The 14,456-nt window shown below is 66.7% G+C and carries 11 protein-coding genes and 1 pseudogene; 7 read left to right on the plus strand and 5 right to left on the minus strand.

From position 1 onward, the window contains the following. Positions 1 to 16: 16 nt before the first annotated feature. On the minus strand, positions 17 to 1,861 hold the full coding sequence (gene cysC / locus AWC08_RS21705; RefSeq protein ID WP_065135630.1) for an adenylyl-sulfate kinase: 1,845 nt from the start codon (positions 1,859 to 1,861) through the stop codon (positions 17 to 19). After that, positions 1,861 to 2,858: pseudogene (cysD, locus tag AWC08_RS21710) on the minus strand (sulfate adenylyltransferase subunit CysD). The gene cysC and the pseudogene cysD overlap by 1 nt, the downstream one beginning before the upstream one ends. Before the next feature lie 163 nt (positions 2,859 to 3,021). On the opposite strand from cysD, the gene AWC08_RS21715 reads away from it, so the two are divergent. The 3 genes from AWC08_RS21715 (at position 3,022) to AWC08_RS21725 (ending at position 5,416) form a co-directional block, all read left to right on the plus strand. Continuing rightward, positions 3,022 to 3,507 (plus strand): ATP-dependent zinc protease family protein, encoded by a 486-nt coding sequence (locus AWC08_RS21715; protein ID WP_065135631.1) that lies wholly within the window; start codon positions 3,022 to 3,024, stop codon positions 3,505 to 3,507. Continuing rightward, positions 3,504 to 4,409, plus strand: a complete 906-nt coding sequence (rimK, locus tag AWC08_RS21720) for a 30S ribosomal protein S6--L-glutamate ligase (RefSeq protein ID WP_065135632.1) — start codon at positions 3,504 to 3,506, stop codon at positions 4,407 to 4,409. The genes AWC08_RS21715 and rimK overlap by 4 nt, the downstream gene beginning before the upstream one ends. Positions 4,410 to 4,507: 98 nt before the next feature. Next, the gene (locus AWC08_RS21725; RefSeq protein ID WP_082986542.1) at positions 4,508 to 5,416 is read left to right on the plus strand and encodes a succinylglutamate desuccinylase/aspartoacylase family protein; all 909 of its coding nucleotides are present in this window, start codon (positions 4,508 to 4,510) and stop codon (positions 5,414 to 5,416) included. Between the two features lie 105 nt (positions 5,417 to 5,521). On the opposite strand, the gene AWC08_RS21730 is transcribed toward AWC08_RS21725, so the two are convergent. Further along, on the minus strand, positions 5,522 to 6,013 hold the full coding sequence (locus AWC08_RS21730; RefSeq protein WP_065135634.1) for a beta-class carbonic anhydrase: 492 nt from the start codon (positions 6,011 to 6,013) through the stop codon (positions 5,522 to 5,524). Between the two features lie 157 nt (positions 6,014 to 6,170). Between AWC08_RS21730 and AWC08_RS21735 the strand changes: the two genes are divergently transcribed. Genes AWC08_RS21735 through AWC08_RS21750 form a run of 4 tightly spaced genes read left to right on the plus strand, consistent with a single transcriptional unit; the run spans position 6,171 to position 11,536 of the window. Beyond that, positions 6,171 to 7,148, plus strand: a complete 978-nt coding sequence (locus AWC08_RS21735) for an ABC transporter permease (protein WP_065135635.1) — start codon at positions 6,171 to 6,173, stop codon at positions 7,146 to 7,148. Further along, positions 7,145 to 8,044 carry an ABC transporter permease gene (locus AWC08_RS21740; protein ID WP_065135636.1) on the plus strand — a complete coding sequence of 300 codons (900 nt, stop codon included), beginning with the start codon at positions 7,145 to 7,147 and terminating at the stop codon, positions 8,042 to 8,044. Before AWC08_RS21735 ends, AWC08_RS21740 begins: the two co-directional genes overlap by 4 nt. Next, entirely contained in the window at positions 8,041 to 9,876 is a 1,836-nt protein-coding gene (locus AWC08_RS21745; RefSeq protein WP_065135637.1) for an ABC transporter ATP-binding protein, read from the plus strand. The genes AWC08_RS21740 and AWC08_RS21745 overlap by 4 nt, the downstream gene beginning before the upstream one ends. Further along, positions 9,869 to 11,536: an ABC transporter family substrate-binding protein gene (locus AWC08_RS21750; protein ID WP_069433335.1), complete on the plus strand. Its 1,668-nt coding sequence runs from the start codon at positions 9,869 to 9,871 to the stop codon at positions 11,534 to 11,536. The genes AWC08_RS21745 and AWC08_RS21750 overlap by 8 nt, the downstream gene beginning before the upstream one ends. On the opposite strand, the gene AWC08_RS21755 is transcribed toward AWC08_RS21750, so the two are convergent. Then, entirely contained in the window at positions 11,509 to 12,768 is a 1,260-nt protein-coding gene (locus tag AWC08_RS21755) for an alpha/beta hydrolase (protein ID WP_069433336.1), read from the minus strand. The genes AWC08_RS21750 and AWC08_RS21755 overlap by 28 nt on opposite strands. Before the next feature lie 69 nt (positions 12,769 to 12,837). Further along, positions 12,838 to 14,418, minus strand: a complete 1,581-nt coding sequence (locus AWC08_RS21760) for a GMC family oxidoreductase (RefSeq protein WP_069433337.1) — start codon at positions 14,416 to 14,418, stop codon at positions 12,838 to 12,840. Between the last annotated feature and the right edge of the window lie 38 nt (positions 14,419 to 14,456).

Consider the following 14,456-nt stretch of genomic DNA (forward strand, 5'->3'; position numbering starts at 1 on the left):
CCGCGTGTCGGGCTCCTTAGGCGCGCACTTCCAGCAGGTCGATCACACTTTGCGCCTGCTCTTCGACGCTGCGGTCGGCGGTGAGCCGCAGATCCGGGTTCTTGGGCCGCTGATACGGGCTGTCGATCCCGGTGAAGTGCGTGATCTCCCCCGCGCGGGCTTTGGCGTACAACCCCTTAGGGTCGCGCCGTTCGCACTCCTTGAGCGGGGTGTCGCAGAACACCTCGAAGAATTGAAATCCGGCGTCGGCGTGGACTTTTCGAGCCATCTCACGGTGCTCGGCCAGTGGGCTGATGGCCGGCACCAGCACGATCTGACCGGAATCGGCCAGCAGTGTGGCCACATGCGCCAGCCGGCGCAGGTTCTCCGCCCGGTCGGCCATGCTGAAGCCCAGGTCGGCGTTCAGGCCGTGCCGCAGGTTGTCGCCGTCGAGAACGTAAGCGGGAATGCCTTTCTCGAGCAGTTTCTGCTCGACGAGCATCGCCACTGACGACTTTCCCGCGCCAGACAAACCGGTGAGCCACACCGTCTTGCCCTGAATCGCGCGATCGCCGGCGGTGACCAGCGATTTGTGCCGCACGGTGTTCGGGCTGGCCTGCTGCGCCGCGACGTCGCGCAATACCATGCCCGCCGCCACGGTGCCGTTGGTGTCGGGATCGATCAGGATGAACGACCCGGTGCTGGCGTTGCGGGAGTACTCGTCGAGCAGCAGGGGCACCTGGGTGCGCAACGAGATGCGGCCGAGTTCGTTCAGTTTGAGCGCCGTCGCCGTCTTGTCACGGTGCAAGGTGTTGACGTCAAGCCGGTAGTCCAGTCCGGTAATCCGCGCCCTTGTGGTCCGGGTGGTGTGTTTGATGACGTAGTCGCGGCCGGGCTCCAGTGCCGATCCGTCAGCCATCCAACAGACGGTCGCATCGAACTGCTGGGTGACGCGGGGCTGATTGTTGGTGCGGGCGATCATGTCGCCGCGGGAGATGTCGATGTCGTCGGTCAGGCTCAGCGACACCGCCATAGGCGGAAATGCCTCTGTCACAGGACCATTCGGGCCTTCGATGGCGCCGATCCGGGTCGTCTTGCCGACCGGCAATACCACCACCTCGTCGCCGGGACGCATCACGCCGCTGGCCACGGTGCCGGCGTAACTGCGGTGATCCTGGTGTTCGTGCGTGTGCGGCCGGATGACGTACTGCACGGGAAACCGGACGTCGACCAGGTTGCGGTCGCCGGCGATGAAGACCTCTTCGAGGTGGGACAGCAGGGCCGGCCCCTCATACCAAGGCGTCTTGTCGGATTTTGTCACCACGTTGTCGCCGTGCAGCGCGGAGATCGGGATGGTGGCGACGTCCTGCACATCCAGGCGCGCCGCGAAGGCGTGGAAGTCGTCCCGGATCGCCTCGAATTGCTCCTTGTCCCAACCGATCAGGTCCATCTTGTTGACGGCCAGCACAATGTGCTGGATGCCCAGCAGCGAGGCGAGGAACGCGTGCCGGCGGGACTGCTCCAGCAGGCCGTGCCGCGCGTCGACCAGCACGATCACCAGCTGCGCGGTGGAGGCACCGGTCACCATGTTGCGGGTGTACTGGATGTGCCCCGGCGTATCGGCGATGATGAATTTCCGCTTGGGAGTGGCGAAGTAGCGATAGGCGACGTCGATGGTGATGCCCTGCTCGCGTTCGGCCCGCAGCCCGTCGGTGACCAATGCGAGGTCGGTGTAGTCGTGACCGCGGTCTTTCGACGTCTTCTCGACGGCCGCCCACTGGTCCTCCATCACCGCCTTGGAGTCGTAGAGCAATCGCCCGATCAGCGTGGACTTGCCGTCGTCGACCGAGCCTGCGGTCGCCAGTCGCAACAGTGTCGCCATCAGAAGTACCCCTGCCGCTTACGGTCTTCCATCCCTGCCTCCGAGATCCGGTCGTCCGCCCTGGTGGCTCCGCGTTCAGTCAATCGTGACACCGCAGTCTCGGCGATGACCTCCGACACGGTGGCCGCCTCGGATTCGACACAGCCGGTGCAGGTGACGTCGCCGACGGTGCGAAACCGCACGGAGGTCTCGAAGACCTTCTCGTCGGGGCGCGGCTGCAGGTGCCGGTGTACCGCCAGCAGCATGCCGTCGCGCTGAAAAACCTTGCGGCGGTGGGCAAAATAGATCGACGGCAGCTTGACCTTCTCGGCGCCGATGTAGGACCAGATGTCGAACTCGGTCCAGTTGGACAGCGGGAAGACCCGGATGTGCTCGCCCTTGTGGTGGCGCCCGTTGTAGAGGTTCCACAACTCGGGGCGCTGGGCCTTCGGATCCCACTGGCCGAACTCGTCGCGGAAGCTGAACACTCGCTCCTTGGCGCGAGCTTTCTCCTCGTCGCGCCGGGCGCCGCCGAACGCCGCGTCGAACTTGTTCTCCGCGATGGCGCGCAGCAGTGTCACGGTCTGCAAGGGATTGCGCGACGGGATGGTCTCCACCACCCGGCCGGCGTCGATGTCGTCCTGCACCGAGGCCACCACCAAGCGCACCCCGGCTTCGGCGACCAGTTCGTCGCGGGTCTGCAGGACTTCGTCGAAGTTGTGGCCGGTGTCCACGTGCATCACCGGGAACGGCAAGCGTCCGGGCCGAAAGGCCTTGAGCGCCAGGTGCAGCATGACAATCGAGTCCTTGCCGCCGGAGAACAGCAGCACCGGTCGCTCGAACTCGGCGGCCACTTCGCGGATGATGTGGATCGCCTCGGCCTCGAGCGAACGCAGATGGCTCAGTTCGTACTGCCCGACGGCGGGGCCGGCCTTGACATCGGTAGGCATCAGCATCATTTCCAGGTTAAGTTGGTTGGATTGACCAGATTTACTGTTATTAGTAGACATAGAACCAGCCCGGGTTGCCGGTGTCAATGCGCTGTTGGGGTGGCTGGCCAGTGCTTTCTGGGGCGCACGGGTTCTCCCCGGCGCGGGTGATAGATTCCGCTTTCGACGCCGACGCCAGATCGCGCTCGGCGCTTCTGTCCAACACGGTTCCGGTCGGAGTCTCACACGTCCATGGCGGGCAACATCGATAGCGGCGAATGCGCGCTGCTCGGCTGGCGGGAGTGGGTGTCGCTGCCCGACCTGGGGATCGAACACATCAAGTGCAAGGTGGACACTGGCGCGCGGACCTCCGCGTTGCACGCGTTCTTCGTCGAGCCACTGGTCGAGAACGGGCGGCGACGAGTGCGATTCGGGATGCGCCCGCTGCAGCACGACGCGACCTTTGAACAGATCTGCCTCGCCGACGTTCTCGACGAGCGAGTGGTCGCGGATTCGGGCGGGCACCGGGAGCAACGCTTCGTCATCGAGACAGCGGTTCAGGTTTTCGGCGAGCGCTTCCTGGCGGAGATGACACTCACCGACCGAGAGACGATGCGCTTCCGGATGCTGCTCGGGCGCACCGCGCTGCGCGGACGCTTCCACGTCGACCCGGCCCGCTCCTACCTGTCGGGACGGCCGCGTCGCCGCGCCCACCGGCTGCCGGGAGACCGGCGATGAGAATCGCGATCCTGTCGCGCAACCCGAAGCTCTACTCCACCCGCCGACTGGCCGAGGCCGCGGAGAATCGCGGACACGACGTTGTGGTGCTCGATCACCTCAAGTGCTACATGGACATCGCCTCGCACGATCCGGCGGTCCACTACCGCGGCGAGGAGCTCGAGTCCTTCGACGCGGTGATTCCCCGGATCGGCGCCTCAGTGACGTTTTATGGCTCCGCCGTGGTGCGCCAGTTCGAGATGATGGGCACCTACTGCCTAAACGAGTCGGTCGCGATCACCCGGTCGCGCGACAAGCTGCGCTCCCTACAAATTCTCGCGCGTGCGGGGATCGGGCTGCCGGTGACCGCCTTCGCGCACTCCACCGACGCCACCTCCGAGCTGATCGAAATCGTTGGCGGCGCACCGCTTGTCGTCAAACTGCTTGAGGGAACGCAGGGCAAGGGCACCGTGCTGTGCGAGACCCGCTCGGCGGCCGAGGCCATCATCGAGGCATTCCGCGGGCTGCGGGCCAACTTCCTGGTGCAGGAGTACATCAAGGAGGCGCGCGGCGCGGATCTCCGGTGCTTCGTGATCGGCAACAAGGTGGTCGCGGCGATGAAGCGCCAGGCCAAGCCCGGCGAGTTCCGCTCCAACCTGCATCGCGGCGGCGAGGCGTCGCTCATCCGGCTGACACCCGAGGAGCGCTCGACGGCGGTGCGTGCCGCCCAGCGCATGGGGCTCAACGTGTCCGGCGTGGACATCCTGCGCTCGAACCACGGTCCGGTGGTGCTCGAGGTCAATTCCTCGCCCGGCCTGGAGGGCATCGAAGAGGCGACCAAGCGCGACGTGGCCAAGCTGATCATCGAGTTCATCGAGAAGCACGCCCGGCATGGCAAGACCAACACCCGGGGCAAGGGTTGAGTGCCGAGCTGCGGATCGGCGGCGAGTCGATCGCGCCCGGTACCCGCGCCACGGTCGAGCTGCCGATCCCGCAGTTGTACACGCACACGCCGCTGACGATGCGGGTGCAGGTGGTGCGGGGCCGGCGCGACGGCCCGCGACTGTTCGTGTGCGCCGCGGTGCACGGCGACGAACTGAACGGCGTCGAGATCATCCGGCGCCTGCTGCGCCGGCCTGCGCTGGCAAAGCTGCGCGGGACCCTGATCGCGATCCCGATCGTGAATGTGTACGGGGTGCTGCACCACTCGCGGTACCTTCCCGATCGGCGTGACCTGAACCGCTCATTCCCGGGCTCGGGGCGCGGTTCGCTGACCGCCAAGCTCGCCGACCGGTTCATGACCGAGATTGTCGCCAATTGCACCCACGGCATCGACCTGCATACCGCGGCCATCCATCGCGACAACCTTCCGCAGATCCGCGGCAACCTCGACGATCCCGAGACCCTGGCGCTGGCGCGCAGCTTCGGAGTGCCGGTTCTGATCAACGCCGCGGTCCGCGACGGTTCGCTGCGCGAGGCGGCCGCGGCGTTGGGCATCCCGACGCTGCTCTACGAGGCGGGTGAGGCGCTGCGCTTCGCGGAGCTGGCGATACGCCCCGGGGTGCAGGGCATCGTCAACGTGATGCGCGGGCTCGGCATGCTGCCGTCATCACGCCGGCGCCGCGCCCGCAGCGAGCCGTTCGTGGCGCGCTCGAGCGCGTGGGTGCGCGCGCCCGAGAGCGGCATGTTCCGTGCCGCGAAGCCGCTCGGCGCCCGAGTGGACCGCGGAGAGCAGATCGGCACGATCGCCGATCCCTTTGGCGATGCCGAAATCGCGGTGACCGCCGACCATTCCGGGCTGGTGATCGGGCGCAGCCAGCTGCCGATCGTCCACCAGGGTGATGCGCTGTTCCACGTCGCGCGCTTCGAAGACGTCGTCGAGGTCGCCCAGCAGGTGGAGGACTTTCAGGCCGCCCACGACGACGGCTGACAGGGCCGCCTGCGGCCCGCGCGCGCAAGCGCGCGCCGGCCCCGCGAGCAGACGCCAAAACCCCTCATTTCGGCACGAAATGGGGGTTTTGGCGTCTGCTCGCCCCTAGAGGGTGACCTCTTCGAGCTTGCCGGTCGCGACGTCGAAGATGAACCCGCGCAGCGACTCGTGCTTCGTGACGAACGGGCTGTTCTCGATCCGGCGCAGCGACTGGCGGACGTCCTCGGCGATGTCCGGGAAGGCTTCGGCCGCCCACGGCGGCTTGACACCGGTCTCTTCCTGGATGCTGCGCTTGAAGTCGTCATCGGTGAAGGTGAGCATCCCGCAGTCGGTGTGGTGGATGAGAATGATCTCCTTGGTCCCCAGCAGCCGCTGGGAGATCGCCAGCGACCGGATGGCGTCGTCGGTGGCCACCCCGCCGGCGTTGCGGATGACGTGCGACTCGCCCTCGTTGATCCCGAGCACCCGGTAGACGTCGATGCGGGCATCCATGCACGCCAGCACCGCGATGTGTTTGCTCGGCGGCAGCGGCAACGGGCCTTTGAAGGCGCTCGCGTAGGTGGCGTTGTTGGCCAGGTAGTCGTCGGTAACCGTCACGCAAGTCTCCCTCGGGTATGCGGAATCATATTTGCTAGCGGATCGATGCCGCGGATCTTAACAACCGGCCAACCGGATTTCACCGGTGTAGATCAGCCGGATCTGAATATCGGGCGCCGGATCGCTACCCTGTCCCAATGCGGCAGGGTGATGAGGCGTGACGCGTTTTCTGCTGCGCCGGTTAACCAAATATGTGGTGCTGCTGGCGCTGGCGTCGTTTCTGACGTTCTGCCTCACCTCGGTGGCGTTCTCGCCGTTGGAGAGCCTCATGCAGCGCAGCCCCCGCCCGCCGAAGGCGGTGATCGACGCCAAGGCGCACGACCTCGGCTTGGATCGGCCCATTCCGATCCGCTACGTGAACTGGGTATCGCACGCCGCGCAGGGCGATTTCGGCAAGACGATCACCGGGCAGCCGGTGGGGACGGAACTGGGACGTCGCATCGGAGTCACCCTGCGGTTGCTGGTCATCGGATCGGTGCTGGGCACACTGCTCGGGGTGACGCTCGGGGCATGGGGCGCGATTCGCCAATACCGGTTCAGCGACCGTGTCGTCACCATCACCGCACTGCTGATCCTGAGCACGCCGACCTTCGTCATCGCCAACCTGCTGATCATGGGGGCGCTGCGGACCAACTGGGCGCTGGGCTTTCAATTGTTCGACTACACCGGTGAGACGTCACCGGGTGTCAGCGAAGGCAGTTTGGCGGCGGTCGTCGACCGGCTGAAGCATCTGGTCCTCCCGACGCTGACGCTGACGCTGACCGCCGCGGCCGGCTACAGCCGGTACCAGCGCAACGCCATGCTCGACGTGCTCGGCCAGGACTTCATTCGCACCGCCCGCGCCAAGGGCCTGACCCGCCGCCGCGCACTGGTCAAACACGGCCTGCGCACCGCCCTGATCCCGATGGCGACGCTGTTCGCCTACAGCGTGGCCGGGCTCGTCGGGGGCGCGGTGTTCGTCGAGAAGATCTTCGGCTGGCACGGCATGGGTGAATGGACCATCCGGGGCATCGCCACCCAGGACACCAACATCATCGCGGCGATCACGCTGTTCTCGGCCGCCGTCACCTTGCTGGCCGGACTGCTGTCCGACATTCTCTACGCGGCCCTGGATCCGCGGGTGCGGGTGTCATGACCGCTGTCGAGCCCGCCGAGGCAACGGAATTCACCTCACGCCGCACGCTGGTGTTGCGCCGGTTCCTGCGCAACCGCTCGGCGGTGGTGGCCCTGACTTTGCTGGTGCTGCTGTTCATCGGCTGCTACGCGCTGCCCCCGATGCTCCCCTACTCCTACCGCGACCTCGACTTCGGCGCGCTGCTGCAGCCGCCCAACTCCCGACACTGGCTGGGCACTAATGCAATAGGCCAGGACATGCTGGCCCAGACGCTGCGCGGCATGCAGAAATCGATGCTGATCGGCCTGTGTGTGGCGGTGCTGTCCACCGGGATCGCCGCGACCGTGGGGTCCGTGGCGGGATACTTCAAGGACTGGCGCGACGGGGTCCTGATGTTTGTGGTCGACCTGATGCTGGTGGTGCCGAGCTTCATTCTGATCGCCATCGTCTCGCCGCGGACCAGGAACTCGGCCAACATAATGTCGCTGGTGCTGCTGCTGGCCGCCTTCAGCTGGATGGTCAGCTCCCGCATGGTGCGCGGCCTGACGATGAGCCTGCGCGAGCACGACTTCATCCGCGCCGCAAGATATATGGGGGTATCCAGCCGGCGGATCATCGTCGGTCATGTGCTGCCCAACGTGGCGTCCATCCTGATCATCGACGCGACCCTGAACGTCGGGTTCGCGATCCTGGCCGAAACCGGTTTGAGCTTCCTCGGTTTCGGCGTCCAGCCCCCCGACGTGTCGCTGGGCACCCTGATCGCCGACGGCACCCAGGCCGCCACCACTTTCCCCTGGGTCTTCCTGGTGCCGGCTGGTGTCCTGGTACTGATCGTGTTGTGCGCCAACCTAACCGGTGACGGCCTGCGGGACGCGCTGGACCCGGGCGCGCGTACGTTGCGACGGGGTGCCGAATGAGTTCGCTGCTCGAGGTGACCGATCTGGCCGTCACCTTCCCCACCGACGGCTCCCCGGTGACTGCGGTGCGCGGCATCAGCTACCACGTCGACCCCGGCGAAGTGGTGGCGATGGTCGGCGAGTCAGGATCAGGCAAGTCCGCGGCAGCGATGGCGGTGATGGGGCTGCTGCCGGAGTATGCCGCGGTGAGCGGTTCGGTGCGGTTGCAGGGCACCGAGTTGCTGGGCCTCGGCGACGACGGCATGTCGCGGTTCCGCGGCAAGTCGATCGGCATGGTGTTCCAGGACCCCATGTCAGCACTGACCCCCGTCTATACCGTCGGCGATCAGATCGCCGAGGCGATCCGGGTGCATCAAGGGTCGATCGGGAAGAAGGCAGCCGTCGAGCGCGCGGTGGAACTGCTTGAGCTGGTTGGTATTACGCAGCCTGCGCAGCGGGCCCGCGCCTTTCCGCACGAGCTGTCCGGCGGAGAACGCCAGCGCGTGGTGATCGCGATGGCGATCGCCAACGACCCGGACCTGCTGATCTGTGACGAGCCCACTACCGCGCTCGACGTGACGGTTCAGGCCCAAATTCTTGAGGTGCTCAAGAAGGCGCGCGACGTGACCGGCGCAGGAGTCCTGATCATCACCCACGACCTGGGTGTGGTGGCGGAGTTCGCCGACCGGGCACTGGTGATGTATGCGGGCCGAGTGGTCGAGTCGGCCGGGGTCGGCGATCTCTACCGCGATCGCCAAATGCCCTACACCATTGGGCTATTGGGTTCGGTTCCGCGGCTGGACGCCCCGCAAGGCACCCGGCTGGTGCCCATACCCGGCGCTCCCCCGTCGCTAGCGGGGCTGGAGCCCGGCTGCCCGTTCGCCCCGCGCTGCCCGCTGGCCATCGACGAATGCCGAAGTGCTGAGCCGGAATTGATCGAAGTGGGCGGGGGCCATCGCGCCGCCTGCATCCGCACCGACCAGGCCGCCGGGCGCAGCGCCGCCGAAATCTACGACGTCAAGACCGAACAGGTCGCCGCCGCACCCGAAGACTCAACCGTCGTGGTACGGGTGCGAGACCTGGCCAAGACCTATCCGCTCACCAAGGGCGTGCTGCTGCGGCGCACCGTCGGTGAAGTGCGGGCCGTCGACGGCGTCAGCTTCGAACTGCAGCAGGGCCGCACGCTGGGCATCGTCGGCGAATCCGGCTCGGGCAAGTCGACCACGCTGAACCAGATCCTGGAACTGGCAGTGCCGCAGTCGGGTTCGATCGAGGTGCTCGGCACCGATGTCGGGACCCTGCGCACGGCCAGCCGTCGATCGCTGCGCCGCGACATTCAGGCGGTGTTCCAAGATCCGGTGGCGTCGCTGGATCCGCGACTGCCCGTCTCCGATCTGCTGGCGGAACCCTTGCGGGCCAACGGTTTCAGCAACACCGACACCAATGCCCGAGTGGCCGAGCTACTCGGCATCGTGGGCCTGCGCCGCGCCGACGCCAACCGCTACCCCGCCGAGTTCTCCGGCGGGCAGAAGCAGCGCATCGGTATCGCGCGGGCGCTGGCCCTGCAGCCCAAGATCCTCGCGCTCGACGAACCGGTCTCGGCCCTCGATGTTTCCATCCAGGCCGGGATCATCAACCTGCTGCTGGACCTGCAGGATCAATTCGGACTGTCATATCTGTTTGTTTCCCATGATCTTTCGGTCGTCAAGCATCTTGCTCATCAGGTGGTGGTGATGTTCCGCGGCGCCGTTGTGGAGCAGGGCGACAGCGAGCAGGTGTTCAACAACCCGCAGCACGAGTACACCCGCCGGCTGCTCGGCGCGGTGCCGCAACCGGAGCCGGGCCATGCTTAGGCTTCTGGGCCGCATTGCGCCTGTGTTGCTGTCCGCGGCGCTGGTGTTGTCGGGCTGCTCGACCGGCGGCCAACTGACGCCCGCCGGCCGCGGTGCCGTCGGCAACGCCAGCGACATCAACCCGCAGAACCCGCAGACCCTGCGCGAGGGCGGCGACCTGCGACTGGCTCTGATCGACTTCCCGCCCAACTTCAACATCCTGCACATCGACGGGAACTCCTCGGAGATCGCCGGCATGCTGAAAGCCACGTTGCCCAGCGCGTTCACCATCGGGGCAGACGGCTCGGCGACCGTCAACACCAACTACTTCACCAGCGTCGAGCTCACCGGGACCAACCCCCAGGTGATCACCTACACCATCAACCCGAAAGCGGTGTGGTCCGACGGCAGCCCCATCACCTGGCGGGACATCGCCAGTCAGATCCATGCCACCACGGGCACCGACACCGCATTCGAGATCGCTTCGACGAACGGCGCCGACCGCGTCGCCTCGGTGACCCGCGGTGTTGACGACCGCCAGGCGATCATGACCTTCGCCAAGCCCTACGCCGAGTGGCGGGGCATGTTCGCCGGCAATGGCATGTTGCTGCCCGAAAGTGTGACCGCCACAGCCGAAGCGTTCAACAAGGGCTGGCTCGATGCGCCGGGCCTGTCCGCGGGCCCGTTCATCATCAGCACGCTGGATCGGGCCAAACAGCGAATCGTGTTGACCCGCAACCCCCGCTGGTGGGGCACCCAGCCGCGCCTGGACTCCATCACCTACCTGGTGCTCGACGACCCGGCGCGGTTGCCGGCGCTACAGAACAACACCATCGATGCGACTGGTGTGGCCTCGCTCGACCAGCTCATCATCGCCGAACGCACCAAAAACATTTCGATCCGGCAGGCGCCGGCACCGGTGTGGACGCACTTCACCATGAACGGCGCCAACGGGTCGATCCTGTCCAACCCGTCGCTGCGGCTGGCCGTCAGCGAAGGCATCGACCGGCGCACCATCGCCAACGTTGCGCTGCACGGCCTCACGGGCGACCCGGTGCCGCTGAACAACCACATTTTCGTGGCCGGGCAAGAGGGCTACCAGGACAACAGCATCCCCTATGACCCCCAGCGCGCGAAACGCGACCTCGACGCGATGGGGTGGAAACTCAACACTGAGAGCGGTTTCCGGGAAAAGGACGGCCGGCAGTTGGTGGTGCGGATGCTGTTCTACGACGCCCAGAGCACCAAAGCGGTAACCCAGATCGCCCAGCACAGCCTCGCCGAGATCGGAGTAAAGCTCGATCTGCAATCGCGTTCGGGCAGCGGCTTTTTCCGGGACTACGTCAACGTCGGCGCGTTCGACATCGCGTTGTTCGGCTGGGTCGGTGACGCGTTTCCGCTCTCCGGGCTCACCCAGATCTACTCGTCCCAAGGCGACAGCAACTTCGGCAAGATCGGCAGCCCGGAGGTCGACGACGCGATCGAACGCACGCTGGGCGAGCTGGACCCGGTCAAGGCCAGGGCTTTGGCCAACGACGTCGACCGGCTCATCTGGGCCGAAGGGTTCAGCCTGCCGCTGATTCAGTCTCCGGGTCCGGTAGCGGTACGCAGCACGCTGGCGAATTTCGGCGCACGCGGCTTGGCCGACCTGGACTACACCGCGATCGGGTTCATGCGCTGACTGCGGTGCAGCAGGGGCGGGACGGCCGCCTCTACGGTGGCCGCCACGTCAATCGCCTTCCACAGCATGCGCATCGGCAGCCGCGCGGGCAGCCCGTCCAGCTCCTCGGCGCGCCCGGCCAGCCCGTCGAATTCGCCGCGACACACCGCGCCGGCGATCGCCAGCGCCGCGGGCTCTCGGAAGTCCAGGGCACTGTGTGCCATCGTCGGCAACCGCAACAGCACAGCATTGGGCAACAGCGAGACCGCCCGCTCGGCCACTGCCAGCGGCGTGACGAGGTCACGGCCACCGGCGATCACCACGGTCGGCCAGGTGAAGTGTGGCAGCTCGGCGATCAGGTCATAGGGTTCGGCTTCGAAATCGGCTGTCTTGACCAGGGTTTCGCGCACCGCCAGGGCCGGGTCGAGCGGCAGGCCGTCCGGCTCGGCGGCGTAGTCGAGTTCGCGGAACGCGATGCGACTCACCAGGTCTGACTCGTAGCGGTACGGCACTTTCTGGCTGACGCCCATCGTGGTGAAGCGGACCAGCGTCCGCCACAGCATTCTGCGGCCGGTCAGCAGCAGGTCGAGTTGGTGGTTGAGCATCGGGGCCCCGCCGTAGCCGTACACCGTTGCCGCGACCTGTCCCGCCGACGGGGTCATCACCCCGGCATCAACCAGGCGCCGGACCTTGGGGGCCAGCTCTCGGGTGTCGGGGCTCTCGCCGGTCAGCAGCACGCGGCGCAGCGCATCACGCACCGCGACGATGTCGTGAGCGGACAGCACCGGCGAATCCAGGATCATCGCGTGCACCCGGCCGGGGTGACGGACACCGACACCGGCGGCAATGTAGCTGCCGTAGGAGGAGCCGTAGATGACAGCCGACTGGACGTGCGCGTCGTCGAGGACGGCGGCCACGTCGTCGACCACCTGCTCGATGGTCAGCGCCTCGGGCGGCAGATCGGTGCCCGCGTCGTCGTGTCGTGACATTCCCAGCCCGCGGTGCTCGATCATGATCACGTCCAGACCCGCGGCGGCGGCGCGGCGGCGAAACCCCTGGTACAACCGCAGGGACGCCACACCCGGGCCGCCCGGGATGATCACCAGCGGGTGCGCCGACTTACGGCCAGTGCGCACGTAGAAAAGGTCGAATTCCTCGTCGCTGCCCGGGGACACCGGCCGGCGTACCGGCCGCACGCCCGGCAGCTTAGCCAGCTTGTCGTGCACCCGGCGCCGTCTGGCGTTCATGGTCATCGGAGGCTGCCCGTCATGGGAGCCATTCTGCCGAGATCGCCGGTCTGCGGCATTTCGGTCGCCTGTGGGTTAGCTGCGGATCAGATCCGCGGCCCGCTCCCCGATCAGCACGGACGGGGCGTGGGTGTGACCCCGGATCGTGCTGGGCATCACTGACGCATCGGCAACGCGCAAGCCGTCGACACCTCGCACCTTGAGTTGCGGGTCCACCACGCTGGCGTCGTCGCTGCCCATCCGGCAGGTGCCCATCGGGTGATACAGGGTGTGCGAACACATGGTGAGGGCAAGTTCGAGGGTGGCGTCGTCGAGTCCCCTGCAGTTGCGCGGGCGCACCACCGTTCCCAGCACATCGCGCAGCGACGGGGTCTGGGCGAGTTCCGCGCAGATCCGCAGGCCGACCATCATGGCCTCGCGATCCCGGGGGTCGGACAGGTAGCGCGGGTCGATCACGGGTTTGTCGTGGGGGTCGGCGGAACGCAGCGCGATGTGTCCGCGGCTCTCGGGGGCGACCAGGATCGGGCCGAAGACGACGCCGTGCCCTGCCGCGGGCTGCAGTGCCTCGTCGTAGAACGGCGCCGGGGCGAAGATCAGCTCCAGGTCGGGCAATTCGAGGTCGGGGTGGCTGCGGACGAAGCCGTACGCCTCGCCCACGTTGGAGGTGAGCATGCCACGCCGCCGCAACAGGTAGTCGATCAGCTGCTTCGGTTTTTCAGCCGAGAACAAGCTGCCGTCGTCGACGTCGAACCCGACGGGTGTGACCAGATGGTCGATCAGGTTCTGCCCGACTTCGGGCGAGTGATGCACGGTTTCGATGCCGTGCCCGGCGAGGTGGTCGCGGTCGCCGATGCCCGAAAGCATCAGCAGCTGAGGGCTGTTGACGGCGCCGCCGCAGAGCACCACTTCGCGGCGGGCGTGCACGACGGAGGTGTGGCCGGCGCGCTGGTATTCCACGCCGACCGCCCGGGTGCCGTCGAAGATGATGCGCGTGGCTGTGGCGTCGGTGAGCAGGGTGAGATTGTTGCGACTCATCGCCGGCTTGAGATACGCGTCGGCGGTGCTGTACCTGGCGCCACGGCGCTGCGTGACCACGGTTTCGCAGAAGCCTTCGGGGGCAGCGGAATTGGGCCGCGCGGCGGGAAATCCATATTCCCGGGTGGCGGCCAGCCAGGCCGCGGTCAACGGCCGCGGGCTGCGCTGGCGGGAGATGTGCAGCGGGCCGGTGACCCCGCTGTCGTCGCCGCTGACGAAGTGCCATGCGGCGGTGACGTCCTCGATGCGGCGGTAGTACTCGAGCGCCGCTGAGCCCGACCAGTGCTCGTCGGCCCGCTTGGCCCACTCGTCGTAGTCCGCGACGAAACCCCGTACCCACATCATCGCGTTCATCGACGAGCAGCCACCGAGGACTTTGCCTCGCGGCCAATAGATTTGGCGATTATCGAGTTCGGGTTGGGGTTCGGTGAGGTAGTCCCAGTCAACCTCGCTGCGGAAGAGCTTGGAGAACGCGGCGGGGATGCCGATGAACCTGTTGGTGTCGCCAGGTCCGGCCTCGAGCGCCACCACCTCGGTGCCCGGATCCGCGGTGAGCCGATTGATCACCACAGCACCGGCAGAGCCGGTGCCGATTACTACATAGTCACGCTGAATGTCCATTGCGCATCCCTGTTTTGGTGCCTGCTGGTTGGGGCGCG

Origin of the sequence: Mycobacterium gordonae (genome assembly GCF_002101675.1) — a bacterium.
Taxonomy (GTDB): Bacteria; Actinomycetota; Actinomycetes; order Mycobacteriales; family Mycobacteriaceae; genus Mycobacterium; species Mycobacterium gordonae.